Source organism: Anaerobacillus sp. ABA4_114 (assembly GCF_056159065.1).
Genome location: NZ_JBSWUM010000002.1, coordinates 223708 through 242087, shown reverse-complemented (window position 1 = coordinate 242087; position 18380 = coordinate 223708). Strand labels below are relative to the sequence as shown.

The following is an 18380-nucleotide window of genomic DNA, read 5'->3' as shown; positions in this document are numbered from 1 at the left end:
TTATTCTTGTGCTATCTCCACAATACGCCTCATTTTATCCGCGTTTTTATCCTTGAGTGAGAGGGAATCAAACGAAGCCACTCCTAATATCTCTTTCTCATATACACCCATTGTTATGTAAGTCTCGTCGTCATTGACCATGCGAATTCCAGAAAACTCAGCACCCATAAATTCTAAAGGTTCGTAACGCTCATTAAATAACTCTTCCCATTGCTTTTTATGAAACAATCTTAGAGCCGTTTCAATATCCTCAGCACAACGAAACTCAAGCTGTATGTTTTCTCTTTGCTCATTATCTTTGATAAGGGTAAATAACAAATACCCTTTTACAGCAGACAACGATTGCATGCTTTTTACAGGCATAGTTTCAGCTCCTCAAGTTTTGGGCTTTTTTCAGTATTACGCTGATGCTTTTGATGAACCGCCAGAGCCCAGGTAGTAGTGCTCTGCATTTTCATCATTAACTGGAATGCTTTTAAGGAATCGGATACAATCCCATTTGTCATCACTTTGATAAACAACTTTATTTGTCCTTTTGTCGTACACTGTATGAATACATAGATTGAACATTTTCATCCTCCAAAATGTTTTAGTAGATTTAAACTGGATATGTTTTTAGAACTCTTTGTATATAAAAGGCGACTCAGCAAGCATTAATGAACTCATTCTCCAAAAATTAATGGGTCCATCCCGCTTAGCCGCTCCATAGCACGTTCGTATATTAGCGAAGATACCTTGTCCATTGATTCTCCAGTGACACTCACAGTTAACAGGGAACTAATGAGAAGGGAATCCTGGTTATACTCCTCTATATTCTTAGTAGCAGTAGCTTCATATGTAAATTCATTCTTATTACCTTTCCCTCTACATTCAATATGAACGTCATAACCCAATGCCATAAGTTTACGTATATCTTTGTTTTCCATTTGAAACATCCCGCTTTCTATAGAGAAAGGTCGTTAATGAGATAGTGTTTTCTTCTTGTTGCTACTTGAATTAATCCAAGAGAAACCCGTATCCGATTCCCACCAGTCACTATATTCAAATCCTATTTTCGTTAAATCGAATAACCCTTCGCGCTCTAAATCTGTCTCTTTATGTTGTTGAATCCAATTATCGTTTTTACCTAGTTGTTTCAACACTTGTTTCACCTCATGATCGAGCGGAACGTAAACAAACCAACATACATTGCAATCACAATCGTATTCGATAACTTTGTGATGAATGGAATTCACTAAATTTAGCGCCTCTTTATTCGTCATTCAAAATACACCTCTAAAAACAAGCAGACCATTAGTCTGGTTAATTTTTATTTGTACTACCTTTCCCTTTACGAATGATTTCGTCAACACTAGAAGGAGAACTCAAGAGTTCGAACATCATATGCAGATCCATGTCTCCAATCAAATCCTCTAGCTCCTTCACCGTGTCGTGTAGGTCTTCAAACTCATTTAAAAGCATCGTTTTAACTTCATGATCAATCTTTCCCGCAGCTGCAGCTTTTTCTAAATAGCTTTTCGTCTCGTTGATATCCATAAAAGAATAATCCTCCGACTTCTAGATATACACTTCACAAAATGCAATCTATGTTTTCTATAGGTACTTATCACAAAACCTCTTGTCGTCGTCGAATAGAAGAGCGTTCAGAGCAATCACTTCAAATTCATAAAGTCGGGCTCCATTCCTCACGCTTTTTAAGAGGGAACGTAACTTTAAACAATTTTTAATGTTTTCTCCTTCGTCCTCCATCTTTGATTCCAGTAGAGGGATTGTCATCTCTTGTTGTTCAGGTGTTAAAAGCGTACTTTCGATAACCAGGTGCGCCTTCTGCTTGTATTCTCTATAAGAAATTAGATAAAAAATCAATTGCAAAAAAAAAGCAGCCCCAGCAAAGGCAATGAAATAGGCATGGAATTGATCACTATGCACTTCTTTTATCGTACCGGGCAATAGCTGAAACATTACAAGATAGAATATATATAAAATTGCAGAATGCCAGATGGGTGGCGCGAATCTTCTCTGCATTTTAGTCATGCGTGACACTCACTTTCAAGATCAACTGGATTTTCACCGACGCGATATCCAGCACTATTTTTCTTTAAACAATGATAACATATCAAAAAATGCTTTTTCTACTTTTTTATCCATTTTAAATAACAAAATATTATTTTTACATATAAAAAATGAAACTTTTTGACTTTGAGAGTCTGATTAGACCGTTTCTTACTACTGTGCGGTTTAGAGAAAAAATTAACCATAATAAATTTCAATTACCATACTAGGTTACTACTTAAAAAAATTGACTAAATGCATTTTCATCGTACAAAGGATTTATTTAAAGGGGGGATTTAATGAAAGTGATGGAGACGTTTTTGAGAGGGAAAGAATCACCAACCGAAAAATGTGAAGATGGTTTTATCGTAACTGAAGATTATGCTGTGATGATTGATGGCGCTTCAGCGAAATCAGACTTATTGATTAACGGAAAGAAGACCGGTCGTTTTATTATGGAAGAAATTAAAAATAGCATTTACGAACTTGAACCAGATATCAACGCCATGGACTTTAAATTACATATCGATAAATCGATCCGCGATTCATATGAAAGAGAAGGGATAATGGATTTGATCCTCACTGACAAAAAAGCTGTTCCAGAAGCTAATGTAGTCGTGTTTAGCAAATCAAGAAGAGAGCTATGGTTTTTTGGCGATGCGATAGCAATGGTAGACGGAGTACCTTATGACAACACAAAGTATATAGACGAAATCACATCATCTGTAAGGAAGTTAGTGAATGAGTACCACCTCATTACCGGTTCCAAAACAGAGGAAGAGTTGTTGTTGAATGACGAAGGATCAAAATTTATTAAACCGCTCCTTGCTATGCAGCAGCATTTCCATGATACGGATTACAACACTTCCTTTGCTTATTCTTGTATAAATGGATTCGGAACAAATGAAGACCACATTAAAGTGGTACCGGTATCTAAAAATGCCAAACATATTGTGTTAGCAACGGATGGGTATCAAGAACTTTGCATGACACTGGAGGAAACAGAACTGCTTTTAAAAGATACTATAGATAAAGACATACTTGGTATACGAGAGTTTAAAACATTCAGGGGTATATCTAAAGGATTAGTTTCATATGACGACAGGGCTTATCTCAAGATAAGGCTGTGAGAGTTAATGTCATATATTGTACCTCTTGATAAGCCTTTCTAACAGGTGGAGATAAAAGTAATATAGATATTTTTATCAAGAATTTATCAAGAATTTATCAAGAATTTATCAAGAATTTTTACCGATACTGGGTCCGAATAAGTAGTATTTGCTGCAATCAACCACTAAGCATAATAGTACATGAAAAATTGATGCCCTAATAAAAATGTGGTGGAAAATACCTCCACATTTTTTAGTTCGTACTTTTTATATTGACCTTATGCCTAATTGAAAAATTTCCATTATCTTGACAAAGACAAAAAAGTAATACAAAATCCTCCTGATATGCAGGGGGGTGACTTTATGAAAGTTGGGTCTAGTTCGGTACAAAATGCTGTATTACATAATCAATCAAGGGTTAATAAAAACCTAGAAAATTCTATAAAGAAGCTGTCCACAGGAGAGCGAATCAATTCTGCGAAAGATGATTCTTCAGGTTTAGCAATTTCAACTCGTTTCACTTCCACTATTAATGGTAATAAGCAAGCCATTCAAAATATTGAAGACGCTATTTCAATGATAAAAGTCACTGAAGGAGCATCTCAATCAGTCATTGATCAACTTATAAGGTTGAGGAACCTTTCAGTAAGAGCTCAAAACGACACCTTTTCAATGACTGATAAAGAAAGTATGAAACAAGAAGCCGACGAGATCTTAAATTCAATCCAAGGCATCACAAACTCCACAACTTATAACAACAAAAAAGTATTAGCAGCTGTAAGTGGAATCAATTTTAAAGATGAGCCTTCAAGATATGTAACGATCCCCAACCAGTCTTCCTTGTTAGCTTCTGATGAATTTACAGTTGAAGTAGACTTAAAGATGAGAGAAACTACAGAAGACCAAAAGTTAGCTTCACTTTCTATCCCTTATAGTGGCGGTTTTGTACTTGGTGTAATTAATGGAAGGCTATATCCAGAAGTATGGGATTCTTCAGGTAATCGCTATACATTCCGAAACGGAACAGTACCTATAGACCAAGATACAACATTAGGAATCACTTGGAAGACAGGAGGAGACCTTATTGGATACATTGATGGCAACGAGACTTTTAGAATCTCTGCGAGTTCAGACCAGGTCGGAAATACAACTCACGATTTTATGATAGGAAAAGCTTGGAGTAATGGATACTACACTCCCCCCGACTCCACTTTCAATGAAGTGCGCTATTATAAGCGAGAGTTATCAAGTTCAGAAATGAAAAGTAATGCCGATGGCGAAGTGGTGAGAAATGGAATAACAGGACAATGGAATTTTGAAGGAGAAGACTTAGTGGAGGATAAGTCAGGTAACGGATACCACGGGACCGCTTACAACGCTGAATGGGCGGGCGATAAAAAGATAGACATCCATACAGGAGCCAACAGTAAGGACAGTTCATCTATCTCATTGAACAATCTAACACTAAGCAACCTTGGGTTAAAAAACTTTAATGTGACAGACGAACAATCAATAGCGGTAGTAGACCTTGCTATAGAGGAAACGACTAAGCAAATACAACAGAACGGAAATGATATTAAACGTTTAGAAATGAAGTCTAACTTTCTTTCTACTATCAATACACAAAATGAAACCACCAGGATGAGGATTAAAGATGTGAATATATCAGAAGAAACTAGCGCTTTGGTGAAAAACAAGATCCTAAAACAAGTCTCTTTCTCTATGTTATTAGAATCCAAAAGTAGCCAAAAGAGTTATTTAGAATTGCTTGCGAATTAATAAGTAAAAAATAATTTCAATGACCGTACTGAATTTTCAAAAGAAAAAAATGTTGCAAAATAATTTTTCCATTTTATCATTATGAAGTGATGAGATACTAAAAACTAATCAAACTAATTGGAGGCGTATTTTATGAAAAACGTAAAAATGCTAGAACTATCTAATAATCATGTAAGTCTTAAGACAGGGGATTGGTTAGACCAGCAACACCGAGAAGAATCAAAAGATGTCACAGTCTTTTGTAAGTCGGATATCGGATGGATTGTATATGCGAACTATCACGAGGAAAAAGTTAGCGAAATCCCAAAAGACCTTTTGCACGTATTGGACTTTGCAAAGACTAAGGGCAGTGATTGGGTATTGCTTGATCATGATATAGAAATAGTCGATGAACTACCAAGCTACGATTGGTAAGAATAGAGATAATTATGTTTTAAGTAGACTCCTCCATGGAGTCTTTTTTCTTCTAAAAATTCTTGTGCGAAATCACTCAAACCTATGATTCAATCAGCACGTTTTGATTATGCTATGCATTAATATCTTTAAAATCTACCGATTTGCAGGCTTTATCTACGAAAAACACATAATTGGTTTATACTGGATATAAGAAAGGAATAGGGAAGGGGATTTTAGACAATGAAAACGAGGACTCTCGTAATCTTGGTTTCTATTGTAGGATTATGTATTGCGGGTTTTGCGTATTGGGCGATCGTAGACCTGGGAACCACTGTAAAAGAAAACCAAGAGGTTTCAACAAAAGATGATTCTATCGCCTCACTAAAAGCACCAAATACAACAGTTAATGGGGATTACCTTTCAGAAAGAGCGTTTCAGGATACACTCCACGCTATGACACACCAAAAGGTAAAAGCTCAAGAAAAATGGTCACATTACAGAATTACAGAAGAAAGAATAGATGCGTTGCTAGAAACGTTAGAAAACGTAGAAGGCACAAAGTATGAGTACAATAATCAAGAATTCTATAAGGTTACTTTGGAAGCATGGAAACAAGGCGATTTCTCCAATGCTGTAGAAGCTCATAACCGTATTTGGAATATGCAAGACGGGAATATCGGAAGAGCTACAGACCTTCTATCCGAGGTAGAAGAAACGCAGTACATCAATGAAAACTTCGAATAGAAAAAATCCTAACAACCTGTTTATCTAGCTAAGAAACAATACTATTAAAGAGCTCCGGCTCTTTTTCATATCCTACATCTTTATCTCTGGTCAAATCACTCTATTACCCATCTGAACGAATGGATACTCCACCCCTTGCTATTAAACAAAATGCTCAAGGGGTTTTTCCTTGTGCATAGAAACCTCAATGGAAAGGAGTGTTGTTATGAGAGGAACATTATTTATAACTAAAATCGCGAATGCGCCTAAGGTAGAAGACCAAGACGGACTAAAAGTGTTTGGCGTAAGGATAGCAAAGTTTTTGCCTGAAGGTTGGGTAAATTGGGACCAAACGGCACCTTCCCGAAAACTACTGTACAAAGCAAAGGATCTAGAAAAGGTGAATAGATGGAATGAAAAATCATTCAAGTCTGATTACGCCCCATTTTACCTAGAAGAAATGAAAGGGAATCCAAAAGCAAAAGAAGAATTTACTATGATGAAGAACGAACTGGATAAGGGGAATGATGTTTACTACGCATGTTATTGTAATCAATCGAAATTATGCCACCGAAGCATTGTAGGGAGCTTCTTTAGTAAGAAGGGTTATAGCGTGAGGGAAATTAATTAATGACTACAGGAATATCAATTTGTTTTAGCCATGTCACTTCCAGGGGAATACTAATAACATAACTAAAAGCGAAACAAGTATTAGTTGAGATGTACTTGATTAAAATACGGTTGATACAAATCTATTAACCATTGCATTCAAAGTGTATATCTCGATTAGAGAGGAGAGATACATTGGGATTCATCATAGGATTTATTATTGTTCTTATAGCGGCAGGCTTCATTTATTATCTTGGGAAGTACAAATATAAAGTTGATTCTCGACCCATTCTTCGGGAAGAACGGGAAGATGATACGAATAAAAACATTAAGACTCCGAATTAATCATTATTCGGAGTCTTTTTTTATGAGGATAAAACTAATAAAATCAATACGCTACATAACTAATCGTTTTTGAAAGGAAAAGCAATATCATAACTCAATCTAATAAATGGAAAAAGAGAAATGGAGGGATCTGATGTTAAAGATCACAAACTTGGTAAAACAGTTCGGTGATGAGGTCGCGGTCGATGGACTATCGTTCGACTTACCAAAAGGAGAAGTTCTTGGTTTGCTTGGGCGTAATGGAGCGGGAAAAACAACCACCATTAAGATGATGCTAGGTTTATTGAAACAAAACCAAGGGACCATCGAATGGGAAGGGAAACCTCTCGAACGTAAAGATGTATCAATAGGCTATTTGCCTGAAGAAAGAGGCTTATATCAAAAGACAAAGGTAGTAGAACAACTAAGGTACTTCGCTCAACTAGATGGGATGAAAAAGAAAGATGCTAATAAAGCAATTGATGTCTGGTTAGAGAGGTTTGGCATTCCAGAATATAAAACAAAGCTTGCTGGAGAACTTTCAAAAGGAAATCAACAAAAAATCCAGCTCATAGCTACGCTTATTCACGATCCAGAACTCATTATTTTGGACGAACCATTTAGCGGTTTAGATCCGGTTAATGCAACTATGCTGAGCAAAATTTTAGAAGAAGAGATTGCTAGAGGCAAAACCGTAATTCTTTCCAGCCACAGAATGGAACAAATCGAAACCTTTTGTGAGTCAGTCATCATGATGAAAAATGGAAAACCTGTTGTTTCGGGGAAACTACAAAATATACAAGAAGAGTATGGGTATAAAAACCTCATGATAAAGGTGAAAAAACATCCTGTCCAATCGGAAAGAGTCGGAGACTTTTCAGTAAAAGGCGACACATACTCATTACAGGTTAAAGACCATGACGAAGCACTAGAGAAGATTGAGGTATTAAAAGAAGAGGGTGCAGAAATTCGTAATTTCTCAATGCTTGACCCTTCACTTCATGAAATTTTCGTAGAGAGGGTGAGATAATTGGGGAACTTTAAGACTGTATTAGGATTCCATCTGAAAGAATCATTGACGGCAAAGTCGTTTATCATAACCGCTTCCATACTATTCCTTGTGATCATCGGCTTCTTTGCAGCTACCCATTATATTAATGACGAAGACAGAGATGTAGTTCATGTCATTGTGGAGAATGACTTTTATTCATTGGATTTAGAAAATCTTAATGAATCACAAAACTCTATCGAATTAAAAGAACTTGAGAAAAACAACATAGAAGAGATGAAAGAGGAAGTACGCAAAGGTAACGAAGATGGCGTATTAGTTATTTCAAAAGGTACGGAGTTGCCGCAAGTAGAATACTTCTATAAAAATAACCCTGACTATAATCTGATTTCCTTAATACAACCTGAACTTCAGAGTCAGTATATCAAACGAACAGTTATGGTGAATAAAATCGAACTAGATGTTGCAGAGACGTTACTATCAAAAGTTTCGATTGAACAAACTCAGCTCAAAGAGACAGAATCGACTGGACTTGTCTACTTCTTCATCTTTTTGATGTATTTCTTCATCGTCATGTTTGGTCAACAAGTGGCAATGGCTATTACAGGGGAAAAGACAACAAGAGTCATGGAGATTATGATTACAAAAGCGAAACCATTAACTATGATGTACGCTAAGATAATCTCTTTGATGACAGCAGGAATTATCCAAGTAACCATCGTAGGACTCGCATACATTATTGCTAACTTACTAGGATGGACTAGTGGCGACATCACGTTGATGGGGATGCCTCTTGATCTCTCAGTGTTGTCTATAAAGATGTTTTTATTCTTTATCGTATATTTTGTCATGGGATACATTTTGTACGCTTTGATCTTCGCTTCAGCAGCATCTGTAGTGACAAGAGTTGAAGAAATTGGTTCAATCATATTCCCAGTGACAATGCTTTTATTTGGTGGAACATTCCTTGGATTTAAATCTATATTCAATCCAAACGATACACTAGTATTGATCGGGAGCTACATACCGTTTTTCTCTCCTCTAGTTACATTCTCTAGAATAGCTCTAGATGAAGCGTCTTTAGTAGAAATTATAGGTTCATTAGCTATCCTAATCACTACCATCTTCCTTTTAAGCATCTTTGCAAGTAAAGTATATAAAAATGGTGTTATGAGATACAAAAACAAAGCAACAATAAAAGATGTCTTCTTGTTAGCAAAGAACAAAGATTAACTTATCAGCTGAAGGAGAAAATACAGATTATAGGGTTGTTCGCAGACATCTGCGGGCAACTTTTTTAGATAGCATAGTTACTTGTACAACCATCATACTTAACAAAGTAAACTTCCTTCTTGCTAAACACGCTTTTTTGATTATGGTTCCTTGAAGGAGGTGTTTGTTTGATTTCAGAAAGTAAGCAAGACTTATTAAGTGCGTTAAAAGGGAACTACCCATTAATATACATAGTCTCAGAAGACGAAAGACCTGTAATAGAGACGGTTAACCAATTCATTTCAGATTCTGGTGAAGAATTTGACTTCCATTCTTGGGATTCTAATAGGAAAGCTAAAGATGAGGTGACGGGAAAAGGGCAAGTAATAAATAAAAAGGTTGATGGAAAGAAGACTTCTAAAGCGATTGATTATGAAAAATCGCTAGAACTTTTAAGTAAAGCAGACAAGAATAAAGTTCAAATCTTTTTTGACTTCCACGAAAAGTTGGCTAAGGGCGACTCTAATAAAAGAAGCAAATTAATAAGACAGATAAAAGATTTTACAAATGAAGTGATCTTCCCATTTACCGAGGATTACCACCTACCAACCTATAAGCATAACGATGAGCATGTCAGGAGATTTCTCCTAATCGTGTCTCCTGTATTGGAAATACCGAAAGAACTAGAAAGCCTTGTTCATATCATCCATTATGAAAATCCAAATCGTTCAGAAATGAAGCTGTTGTTAGATAGCTTTATTGAGAAGGAAAAAATTGAGGTCGATAATACGACAAGAGAAAAAATAGCAGAATCCTCAATAGGATTAACTGAAACAGAGGCGATGCTAGCACTCAGAAACAGTTATTTCAATAACAATAAGCAATCAATTTCAGTGAAGGACATCCAAAAAGAAAAGATTCAAATTATCCGTAAGAAGGGCTCCCTAGACTATTTAGACACCAATATAGACAGAGGTTCTATAGGTGGATTTGAAAACTTGTTCACATGGATAGAGAAGCGAAAACTTCTATTCAACGAGGAAAATCGAGTCAAACATAACCTTCCATACCCTAATGGAGTAATGCTAACTGGAGTTCAAGGATGTGGTAAATCACTAGCAGCTAATATTATAGCTAATGAGTTCGAAATACCGTTGCTCCGCTTAGATATGGGTAGTCTCTTTGGTAAATATGTTGGAGAGTCAGATAAAAACCTAAAGCAAGCTTTGAAAATTGCAGAGATGATGTCTCCATGTGTGTTGTGGATCGATGAGTTAGAAAAATCCTTCTCAGTAAATGGAGGCTCTCATGAAACGACTAAGAGGATGTTAGGATACTTCCTAACATGGCTTCAAGAAAACAAACATCCTGTGTTCATAGTAGCAACCGCAAATAACATCGATGAAATCCCTCCTGAATTCCTACGAAAAGGAAGATTTGATGAAATATGGTTCGTGGACCTTCCTAACATACATGAGAGAATGTCTATCTTTAATGTCCATGCTTCAAAAAGGAATATCCATTTTTCACAAGACGAGCTGGTGGCTATGGCTCAAAATACAGAAGGCTATTCAGGAGCTGAAATTGAAGCGATTATCAAAGAGAGTACCTTGGTTTCTCTATTTGCGAATCAGGACGATATTACGCTGGAAAACGTCCTAGATGAGATAAATAAGTTAACACCCCTTAGCATCATCAACCGAGAGAAGTTGAAAGCCATAAGGAAGTGGGCTGCAGAGAACCAAGTTAGACCTGTATCCAATGCCAGCAATAATGTAGAGAGCAAAATAGGTTTTTAAAGTCATCGAATATTAGACGACCATAAACATCTAGGAGAATGTTAGAACGCTAAACTCCTATTTATAATTAGCCGAATTATATTCTCAAACAAAAGCGCACGGAATTATTATCCGGGCGCTTTTACTTTCTTTTTCTATACTCTCTAATCAATTATCAAACTACTTACGAACTGTAAGATCCCATAACCAATGGCAATCCCAGGACCGACAATTAGAAATCCAAGCATTATCGCTCTGACCATACCTGCTAATTCCGATTTCGGATCTTCCCGATCATTCATTTCTTTTAAAGACTTATTTATGTTTTGGAGTTCATTTAGAATTCGCTCATCAGTATCTTTTTTCACGACATTCACCTCACTTTTTCCCCATCAATATAGCTAATCCAACAAATATGTATGGATACGTTAACAAAATCAATTCAGGTAATCCAGAATCAAACAGGAGAGAAGAATACCCTTCATCAATATAAACACCATCAGAGTAATAGCCTTTCCCGACCATGTAAATACCGACAATCAAATAACTAATTATTGAAAGAGCAGCAAACGACCATCCGATAAAATTCAGTTTGAATTTGATAAGAGCATACATATACACTGGAATATATAGTAATCCTAAAACTATCAAGAACAGAAAAAGATACATAGGTTGGTATACAGTTACCATAACAACTTCCTTCCATTTTCAACTTTAAACCCAACGCCCAAAGGTGAATCTAACTATGATGTAACAAGTTTAAATTTAAGTTGATATCGCATTTCCCTTCACTGATTTTAAGGAGGTAAGTTCCATAAATGTACCGTTACTGAAATTAAAACGACTATCTTTCAATTTGAGGAGGAAGACATGACTAAAAAAACTGAACATTATCATGGAATTGATTCGGTTATCGTCAAACATTCACCATCGTTAAATGGGAAGAAAAATACCTCTCACTCACTTAGTAATAGTGTAGCGACTAAAGCTTCTGTAACCAAAGCAAGAGAAAGAATGACGCACAATATTAATGCATTAGAAAAAGCGCTAGCCGAGTCCGAAAAAATCTTACCTCGCCCTTCGAAAGAATAGTTTTATGCAATCACAACCTGCATGTAAATAATTAGTCCTCAATAGATAACTTCACTATCTATTGAGGACTTTTAGTTATTACCTATGAAATGAAAAATATCGTATTTCCCCTATATTTCATACCCTTCTAATATCAGGGTTGAAAACGTCATCAGATGGGTATACTGGAGATAGAACGGTTCACATGCGAAATACAGGCGATGAGACAGTAAATATGGCACTCATTATAATTTGGAGGCGGCTAATGAAAAAGGACTGGAAGAACTTTTATATCAAGCATAAATGGTTTCCGTCTTACCTTCTTGTAGAAAAATTCAATATAAAACAATACGATATAGATAACTTCAAGAAGCTCTTACCCCCTGAAATAAAAATGCGTTTTAAAGGGTTTAGCACTCTAATGGAACCAGAACAACTAAACTCTAATCTGAAGGAAGCATGGAAATACTATTTAAATGTTGAAAAAGGAATCGATTTAAATAGTGATGTGCAGAACTGGGCACCTACAATCCTAAAACTGAGCACAACTGAAATTAACAATGATAAATTCAGCTTTCTTATAGGATCTAAATATCTTCAATCGGCATTTGGACAGCAGTACGAATCTTTCATCGATAAAGGCTATACTGTGATCGCCTTTTGTTGTTTTCATTTGTACCCAGGCGCAGAGATTATGAAGAAGAATCACATTCATCCTGCTATGTTTCATCAAACCAAAACAAAAGTAGCCAGTCATCTGGACCTTGTAGAGTTGTTAGACGACATCTATATGAACTTCTATTGTGATAATTCCATAATTGATTCAAGAGATGAAGACCATAAAGAATCTTATATTATCAGATATAAAGAAGTAGGCTTCTTTCCTAAATCTTTCTTATCTAAATACAACTTCACTGACCACATGACCAAGAGTCAAGGAGGCATTCTCACCCTTAAGACGGAACTTAAAAACAAATACATGAAAGAAACGGGGTTGCACATGGGCACTCCAAAAAGGTGGGACAGGAGACTGTTTCAAAAAGAAAATCCCGAAATAGATTTAGACCATTGCTTTTGCTGTAAAGCACCTTCACCTTCTTTGCATCACTTGTTACCTCGTAGCGACTATCCCGAGTACACCTTTCATCCTGAGAATGTTGTCCCCTTATGTGAAAACGTACATGTAAAGATCACTAGAAATGACTTAACTAACAGGCAAAAAGAACAATACAAACAAGCTATCCTTTTGTGGCTGAATAATCCAGATAAAGAACATTTCAAACAGCTTCTAAATGACCTACACATAGTCACCTATGAGACAGCTAAAAAAATAATCACAAGTAACTACGAGAGCTGATCAATCGAATGATCACGCTCTTTTTTTATGTCAAAAAATGTTCCATCTCCCTACTTACAAACGGCTTAGTGACCCCACTACGTTGACAAAAACACCAATACCATTATAGTCACTTTGAAAGGAGTGACGTTACGTGAATAAAAAGAAATTTTTCTTTCCTACTCTAATAACTTTTGTTTTATTTTTATCCTTATCCTTAACTTCGTTAGATGCCAATGCAGCTAGCCCAAGTTACACCATTACACCATCTAGCGAACCATATAACGGCAACATGACGAATTACTCAACTTACAATAGTTACACAAAGCAATATTATGTTTTACGCTCATATTTAGAGCAACTTGAACAAACTGGGGGAGGCACACTAACCCTAACGAAAGGTACTTATACGATTAGTAATACGCTATATGTTCCTTCGAATGTCACAATTAACCTTAATGATGGAGTTGTGATCAATAAAGGGACACAGACAGGGACATCCCAGTTTTCCGCGTCTAAATCTCTATTCCAATTGATCCGTCCATCGCTTGGTAAAAACTCTGATGTATATGGCGGTCATAATGGAGAACAGAACATTTCCTTTATCGGTAGCGGTAAAGCGATTATTGATATGAATTTCCACAAAGATGGTCTTGCAATCGTTGCGGGACATAACCAAAACATTATCATCGAAAACATACAATTCGAAAACATGTATTCAGGTCACTTTATTGAGGTGGATGCTACTAAAAACATCCATATCAATAATAATAAATTCATGAATTCATACGCTTCAACTTATGAAAGTAAAGAAGCTATTAACTTAGATACTCCAGACCTTTCAACAGAAGGGTTTAACAATCCATGGAGTAAATTTGATAAAACTGCAAATGATCAAGTCTATATAAAAGATAATCTGTTTTATAACTTAGACACAGCAATTGGTACTCACAAATATTCTGGTGGAAGCTATCACAGCAATGTCGTTATTCAAAACAACGTAATAGATAAAATGAGAACGAATGGAATCAGAGTCCTAAATTGGGCAAATTCAACAATTGAAAACAATACAATAAAGAACTTACCCGATGGGAATAACCGAGGAATTTTAGCAAGCGGAGCTGTAAATCCAACGTTCCAAAACAATTCTTTCGAAAACTTACCGAAACCTATTGAGTTTATGCAATGGAAGAACAGCGATGCCGGTTCTCAATATGCCATCACATATAATGAGATAGGTGCTCAAAACATAAACGACCTTGAAACAAATAGCGTGAAGAACGTTCAGGAAAACTTTATTCGTTCTTTCAACATATATAACGATTACCAAAATGACATGGATATTTTTCCTATCAAGATAATAACCATTGATAACAATGATATGCCTTCTTTATATGTTAACGCTAGTAATGGGGGTGCAAAAGCCTATATAAAAAGAGACAAGTCTTCAGGCGATTACAAAACCTTTAGTGCTGGTGAAAATATAAATGTAGATTATGTAGGCGACAATTGGTACTTAGGATACGTAGAGACTCAAGCAGGACTTAATATAGCATTCTTTCATGAAGATGAAGTTCAGAATAGCAGACCTTTCGAAGGTAGATCCGTCTATGTTAGTGAGGGAGGAGCAAAAGCTTATCAAGAAACGAGTAAGTCTAGCTCAGTTTATAGTACGTACCCAATCGGAGCAACTCTGACTCTCGATTATATCGGTAACTACTGGTACCACGGTTATATAAACCATAACGGCAAAAGTGAAAATGCCTACTTCCATGAAGATGATGTCCAGGGAAGCAAACCGTTCATGGGGAAAGCTGTGTATGTAAGTAAAGGTGGCGCAAATGCTTATGTCACGAAAGACCAATCAGGCGAAGTCTATAAGACTTTCTCGATTGCTGATGTTCTTGAAGCAGAATATATTGGGAACAACTGGTATTATGGTTATATCGATTACTATGGTACAACTAAAAAAGCATTCTTCCATGAAGATGATATCCAGGGAAGTAAGCCATTTGTAGGAAGAACAGTTTACGCTAGTAAGGGTGGCGCAAACGCATATTCATCTCAAGACCAAGCAGGTAATACTTTTACATCCTATCCAATCGGTAAGAACCTTACACTTGAATATGTCGGAAACTATTGGTATTACGGCTATATAAACAATAATGGTACGAGTACCAAAGCATTCTTCCACGAAGATGATGTTCAAGGAAGCAAGCCGTTCGTAGGAAAGACCGTATACGTAAGTAAAGGCGGTGCAAACGCCTATAAAGGGAAAGATCAAGCGGGAGATTTCTTTAAGAGCTCTCCGATTGGAACTACCCTAACACTTGAGTACATCGGTAACTACTGGTATTACGGTTTTATAGATAATAACGGAACCACCGAAAAAGCATTCTTCCATGAAGATGATGTGCAAGGTAGTAAGCCTTTTGTAGGCAGAACCGTATATGCAAGTAAAGGTGGAGCAAAGGCTTACGCTGCTGAAGATCAAGCGGGAGTTACGTACAATACGTATCCAGTTGCAACCAACCTTACTTTAGAGTATGTCGGAAACTATTGGTATTACGGTTATATAAACAATAATGGCACGAGTACCAAAGCATTCTTCCACGAAGATGATGTTCAAGGAAGCAAGCCGTTTGTAGGTAAAACTGTCTATGTAAGTAATGGCGGTGCAAACGCATATGTTTCCAAAGACCAATCAGGCGAATACTATATGACTCATCAAATCGCTAAAGCCCTAGAGTTAGAATATGTAGGCGACAACTGGTATTACGGATATATAAACCTTAATGGAAATAGCACGAAAGCCTACTTCCATGAAGATAACGTCCAAGGAAGCAAACCATTTGTAGGAAGGACCGTATATGTAAGCGAAGGAGGAGCTGAGGCTTATCAGGAAACAAATCAGTCTAGCACTAGTTATAAAAACTATCCTGTCGCTTCTAAGGTAACCCTTGAGTATATAGGAAACTACTGGTACTACGGTTATATAAACCATAACGGAACCACTACTAAAGCATTCTTCCATGAAGACGATGTTCAGGGTAGTAAGCCATTTGTAGGTAAGACTGTTTATGCAAGTTTTGGTGGCGCGAATGCATATCTAGATCAAAATCAATCTAGCACGATCCATGACACTGTAGCTTACCAATCAAGTATCTTAGCAGAGTACATCGGTAACTACTGGTATTACGGATTTATTGATAATAATGGAACTAAGACAAAAGTTTATTTCCATGAAGACGATGTTCAGGGTTCAATTTAAACCTCCAAATATGAAAAAGACTAGCTTGGTCCGTGCTAAACGGATAGAGCTAGTCTTTTTATTTATCAAGTGACCTATGACCTTCCTCAACATAATCCAAAGTCCCCCCAACAATCGGATATTGCTTCTCCAAAGGGAATAAAAAACTAGGTTAGCAGATTCTTGCTAGATTGTAAGTCATTAACATAGAATAATACCTGTGCCATTCACCCTAAATATTCCATTAACCCTAGAAAAAACTACCATTATGCTCCCTAGCATTATAAAATCAATGTAACAAGCACATCCAATTTAAGGGGGATCTTTATGAAAGGTTTTATTTTTTTATTAACCATCTTCTCGATTTTTGCATTCTCTCACGTTGCAGAAGCGCACGGGGGAAGAACGGACAGTAGCGGTGGTCATAATTGTTCTGAAAAATCCAAAGCAAAAGGTCTTTGTTCGGGTTACCACAGTCACAATGGAGGGGGGTCGTCATCAGGAAGCAGCAACTCTTCTAGCACTCCAGCTCGAACGAATAATGACAAAGACTGCAGCGACTTTTCTTCTTACGATGAAGTTGTCGCTTACTGGAACCAAAAAGGCTATAGTGCCACTTATGATCCTGAACGTTTAGACGGATGGGGAAACACTGTTGATGATGGAATTCCATGCGAAGCTCCTTCTGGCTATGACACTACCAAAATCAATAACAGTCCTGCTCAAAAGCAAAAACAACAAGAAGACCAGGATAAAGCAAATGGAGAAAAGGCAGGATACCCTGCAGGTTTGGAAGATGGATATGCAGGTAGCTCTAAAGACGTATCTACTGACGGATCTGACGCTTACCAAAAAGCTTACGCAAGTAGTTATGCTACCGGTTATGAAGAGGGCGCTACCAAGTTAGAATCAGAAAAGAAAAAGGCTGAAGAAGAGGGTTACAAACTTGGTCAAAAACAAGATGAACTTTCTGTACCTAATACCTACTCAAAGCATGACTCATTAAAATCTTCTTTCGAAGAAGGCTTTAATCGTGCAGTAAGCGAGAGAGATAAAGAGAAAGAGGAAGAGTTTCATGCGCTTGGCTTGCAAGATGGTGAAAACGATTCTCCAAATGAACCAACTGACATTAAAGAGAGTTATTTAGAAGCGTATAAAGACGGTTTTAAAGAAGGACAAGAGATACTTGAAAGAAAATACTTTGACCAAGGGTACAAAGCAGCCTTTTCTATGCTGAATTATAAAGAGCCGAAATTAGAAAAAGAAAAGTATGTATCTTGGTATAAAGAAGGCTTCGAATCTAATGAGGAAGTTGAGGAAATCAAGACAGAAGCTTATAACATAGGTCGGAGCGGAGAAGATTTGGTTATCGCTGATGAAAAAGTAGCGTCTGAAGAGATTTTTAATCACCATTACACCCTTGGATATGATGAGTATAAGGCTGAGAGATTAAAAGATACCACCCAAACTAGCGCAGGATTTTTGGCGATTGTACTTGGTTGGCTAGGTCGTCGGTTTTATGTAGCAAGAAAAATGATTTCTTAGGAGGATTCAAATGGGATTATACCGAAAGGCGTGTTATGCGGTAGAAGATGTATTTGTAAAAATGTTAACCAAGAAGAAAGATCCCGAGTCAACTAAAGTTAAAGTCCTTGAGTTCAGGGAACGAAAAGAAGCTCAAGCAGCGCAAAAAAAACTAGAAAAAGAAAACGATATTTTCCACAATAATTAA

Annotated in this window: 22 protein-coding genes; 14 read left to right on the top strand and 8 right to left on the bottom strand. The window is 36.7% G+C overall.

The window, feature by feature from the left end:
• From ACXAEY_RS22765 to ACXAEY_RS22740, 6 genes are all read right to left on the bottom strand, one after another.
• Entirely contained in the window at positions 1-363 is a 363-nt protein-coding gene (locus ACXAEY_RS22765; RefSeq protein ID WP_474815446.1) for a hypothetical protein, read from the bottom strand.
• 36 nt (positions 364-399) lie between these two features.
• Positions 400-570, bottom strand: coding sequence for a hypothetical protein (locus ACXAEY_RS22760; protein WP_474815444.1), 171 nt, complete (start codon positions 568-570; stop codon positions 400-402).
• A 92-nt stretch (positions 571-662) separates the two neighbouring features.
• The gene (locus ACXAEY_RS22755) at positions 663-926 is read right to left on the bottom strand and encodes a hypothetical protein (RefSeq protein WP_474815442.1); all 264 of its coding nucleotides are present in this window, start codon (positions 924-926) and stop codon (positions 663-665) included.
• 33 nt (positions 927-959) lie between these two features.
• On the bottom strand, positions 960-1262 hold the full coding sequence (locus ACXAEY_RS22750; protein WP_474815440.1) for a hypothetical protein: 303 nt from the start codon (positions 1260-1262) through the stop codon (positions 960-962).
• 40 nt (positions 1263-1302) lie between these two features.
• Complete coding sequence (locus ACXAEY_RS22745) at positions 1303-1536, bottom strand: hypothetical protein (RefSeq protein WP_474815438.1); 234 nt, start codon at positions 1534-1536, stop codon at positions 1303-1305.
• Positions 1537-1593: 57 nt separating this feature from the next.
• Positions 1594-2034 (bottom strand): hypothetical protein, encoded by a 441-nt coding sequence (locus ACXAEY_RS22740; RefSeq protein WP_474815436.1) that lies wholly within the window; start codon positions 2032-2034, stop codon positions 1594-1596.
• A gap of 317 nt (positions 2035-2351) precedes the next feature.
• On the opposite strand from ACXAEY_RS22740, the gene ACXAEY_RS22735 reads away from it, so the two are divergent.
• The 9 genes from ACXAEY_RS22735 (at position 2352) to ACXAEY_RS22695 (ending at position 11012) form a co-directional block, all read left to right on the top strand.
• On the top strand, positions 2352-3182 hold the full coding sequence (locus ACXAEY_RS22735) for a hypothetical protein (protein WP_474815434.1): 831 nt from the start codon (positions 2352-2354) through the stop codon (positions 3180-3182).
• 342 nt (positions 3183-3524) lie between these two features.
• A complete protein-coding gene (locus tag ACXAEY_RS22730) occupies positions 3525-4940 on the top strand; it encodes a flagellin N-terminal helical domain-containing protein (protein WP_474815432.1) in 1416 nt (471 codons plus the stop codon).
• A 132-nt stretch (positions 4941-5072) separates the two neighbouring features.
• Positions 5073-5354, top strand: a complete 282-nt coding sequence (locus ACXAEY_RS22725; RefSeq protein ID WP_474815430.1) for a DUF5983 family protein — start codon at positions 5073-5075, stop codon at positions 5352-5354.
• 222 nt (positions 5355-5576) lie between these two features.
• Positions 5577-6080 carry a DUF6241 domain-containing protein gene (locus ACXAEY_RS22720; protein WP_474815428.1) on the top strand — a complete coding sequence of 168 codons (504 nt, stop codon included), beginning with the start codon at positions 5577-5579 and terminating at the stop codon, positions 6078-6080.
• Positions 6081-6285: 205 nt separating this feature from the next.
• On the top strand, positions 6286-6690 hold the full coding sequence (locus ACXAEY_RS22715) for a DUF488 family protein, N3 subclade (protein ID WP_474815427.1): 405 nt from the start codon (positions 6286-6288) through the stop codon (positions 6688-6690).
• Positions 6691-6863: 173 nt separating this feature from the next.
• On the top strand, positions 6864-7013 hold the full coding sequence (locus ACXAEY_RS22710) for a hypothetical protein (RefSeq protein WP_474815425.1): 150 nt from the start codon (positions 6864-6866) through the stop codon (positions 7011-7013).
• 130 nt (positions 7014-7143) lie between these two features.
• A complete protein-coding gene (locus ACXAEY_RS22705; RefSeq protein WP_474816522.1) occupies positions 7144-8022 on the top strand; it encodes an ABC transporter ATP-binding protein in 879 nt (292 codons plus the stop codon).
• Positions 8023-9234 (top strand): ABC transporter permease, encoded by a 1212-nt coding sequence (locus tag ACXAEY_RS22700; RefSeq protein ID WP_474815423.1) that lies wholly within the window; start codon positions 8023-8025, stop codon positions 9232-9234.
• A 167-nt stretch (positions 9235-9401) separates the two neighbouring features.
• Entirely contained in the window at positions 9402-11012 is a 1611-nt protein-coding gene (locus ACXAEY_RS22695; RefSeq protein WP_474815422.1) for an AAA family ATPase, read from the top strand.
• Between the two features lie 143 nt (positions 11013-11155).
• Here the strand turns inward: ACXAEY_RS22695 and ACXAEY_RS22690 are convergent, their stop codons facing one another.
• Positions 11156-11368, bottom strand: a complete 213-nt coding sequence (locus ACXAEY_RS22690; protein WP_474815420.1) for a hypothetical protein — start codon at positions 11366-11368, stop codon at positions 11156-11158.
• A 1-nt stretch (position 11369) separates the two neighbouring features.
• A complete protein-coding gene (locus ACXAEY_RS22685) occupies positions 11370-11681 on the bottom strand; it encodes a hypothetical protein (protein WP_474815418.1) in 312 nt (103 codons plus the stop codon).
• A 180-nt stretch (positions 11682-11861) separates the two neighbouring features.
• Here ACXAEY_RS22685 and ACXAEY_RS22680 point away from each other — a divergent pair, with 180 nt between their 5' ends.
• The 5 genes from ACXAEY_RS22680 (at position 11862) to ACXAEY_RS22660 (ending at position 18380) form a co-directional block, all read left to right on the top strand.
• Positions 11862-12083, top strand: a complete 222-nt coding sequence (locus ACXAEY_RS22680; RefSeq protein ID WP_474815416.1) for a hypothetical protein — start codon at positions 11862-11864, stop codon at positions 12081-12083.
• Between the two features lie 244 nt (positions 12084-12327).
• Complete coding sequence (locus tag ACXAEY_RS22675) at positions 12328-13419, top strand: hypothetical protein (protein WP_474815414.1); 1092 nt, start codon at positions 12328-12330, stop codon at positions 13417-13419.
• 133 nt (positions 13420-13552) lie between these two features.
• Entirely contained in the window at positions 13553-16669 is a 3117-nt protein-coding gene (locus tag ACXAEY_RS22670) for a right-handed parallel beta-helix repeat-containing protein (RefSeq protein WP_474815412.1), read from the top strand.
• A gap of 306 nt (positions 16670-16975) precedes the next feature.
• Positions 16976-18193 carry a hypothetical protein gene (locus ACXAEY_RS22665; protein ID WP_474815411.1) on the top strand — a complete coding sequence of 406 codons (1218 nt, stop codon included), beginning with the start codon at positions 16976-16978 and terminating at the stop codon, positions 18191-18193.
• 10 nt (positions 18194-18203) lie between these two features.
• On the top strand, positions 18204-18380 hold the full coding sequence (locus ACXAEY_RS22660) for a hypothetical protein (protein ID WP_474815409.1): 177 nt from the start codon (positions 18204-18206) through the stop codon (positions 18378-18380).

What these genes read in the sequence shown, in the direction of transcription:
- ACXAEY_RS22765 (WP_474815446.1), bottom strand. Translation starts at nt 363, where the DNA reads ATGCCTGTAAAAAGCATGCAATCGTTGTCTGCTGTAAAAGGGTATTTG.
- ACXAEY_RS22760 (WP_474815444.1), bottom strand. Translation starts at nt 570, where the DNA reads ATGTTCAATCTATGTATTCATACAGTGTACGACAAAAGGACAAATAAA.
- ACXAEY_RS22755 (WP_474815442.1), bottom strand. Translation starts at nt 926, where the DNA reads ATGGAAAACAAAGATATACGTAAACTTATGGCATTGGGTTATGACGTT.
- ACXAEY_RS22750 (WP_474815440.1), bottom strand. Translation starts at nt 1,262, where the DNA reads ATGACGAATAAAGAGGCGCTAAATTTAGTGAATTCCATTCATCACAAA.
- ACXAEY_RS22745 (WP_474815438.1), bottom strand. Translation starts at nt 1,536, where the DNA reads ATGGATATCAACGAGACGAAAAGCTATTTAGAAAAAGCTGCAGCTGCG.
- ACXAEY_RS22740 (WP_474815436.1), bottom strand. Translation starts at nt 2,034, where the DNA reads ATGACTAAAATGCAGAGAAGATTCGCGCCACCCATCTGGCATTCTGCA.
- ACXAEY_RS22735 (WP_474815434.1), top strand. Translation starts at nt 2,352, where the DNA reads ATGAAAGTGATGGAGACGTTTTTGAGAGGGAAAGAATCACCAACCGAA.
- ACXAEY_RS22730 (WP_474815432.1), top strand. Translation starts at nt 3,525, where the DNA reads ATGAAAGTTGGGTCTAGTTCGGTACAAAATGCTGTATTACATAATCAA.
- ACXAEY_RS22725 (WP_474815430.1), top strand. Translation starts at nt 5,073, where the DNA reads ATGAAAAACGTAAAAATGCTAGAACTATCTAATAATCATGTAAGTCTT.
- ACXAEY_RS22720 (WP_474815428.1), top strand. Translation starts at nt 5,577, where the DNA reads ATGAAAACGAGGACTCTCGTAATCTTGGTTTCTATTGTAGGATTATGT.
- ACXAEY_RS22715 (WP_474815427.1), top strand. Translation starts at nt 6,286, where the DNA reads ATGAGAGGAACATTATTTATAACTAAAATCGCGAATGCGCCTAAGGTA.
- ACXAEY_RS22685 (WP_474815418.1), bottom strand. Translation starts at nt 11,681, where the DNA reads ATGGTAACTGTATACCAACCTATGTATCTTTTTCTGTTCTTGATAGTT.
- ACXAEY_RS22680 (WP_474815416.1), top strand. Translation starts at nt 11,862, where the DNA reads ATGACTAAAAAAACTGAACATTATCATGGAATTGATTCGGTTATCGTC.
- ACXAEY_RS22675 (WP_474815414.1), top strand. Translation starts at nt 12,328, where the DNA reads ATGAAAAAGGACTGGAAGAACTTTTATATCAAGCATAAATGGTTTCCG.
- ACXAEY_RS22665 (WP_474815411.1), top strand. Translation starts at nt 16,976, where the DNA reads ATGAAAGGTTTTATTTTTTTATTAACCATCTTCTCGATTTTTGCATTC.
- ACXAEY_RS22660 (WP_474815409.1), top strand. Translation starts at nt 18,204, where the DNA reads ATGGGATTATACCGAAAGGCGTGTTATGCGGTAGAAGATGTATTTGTA.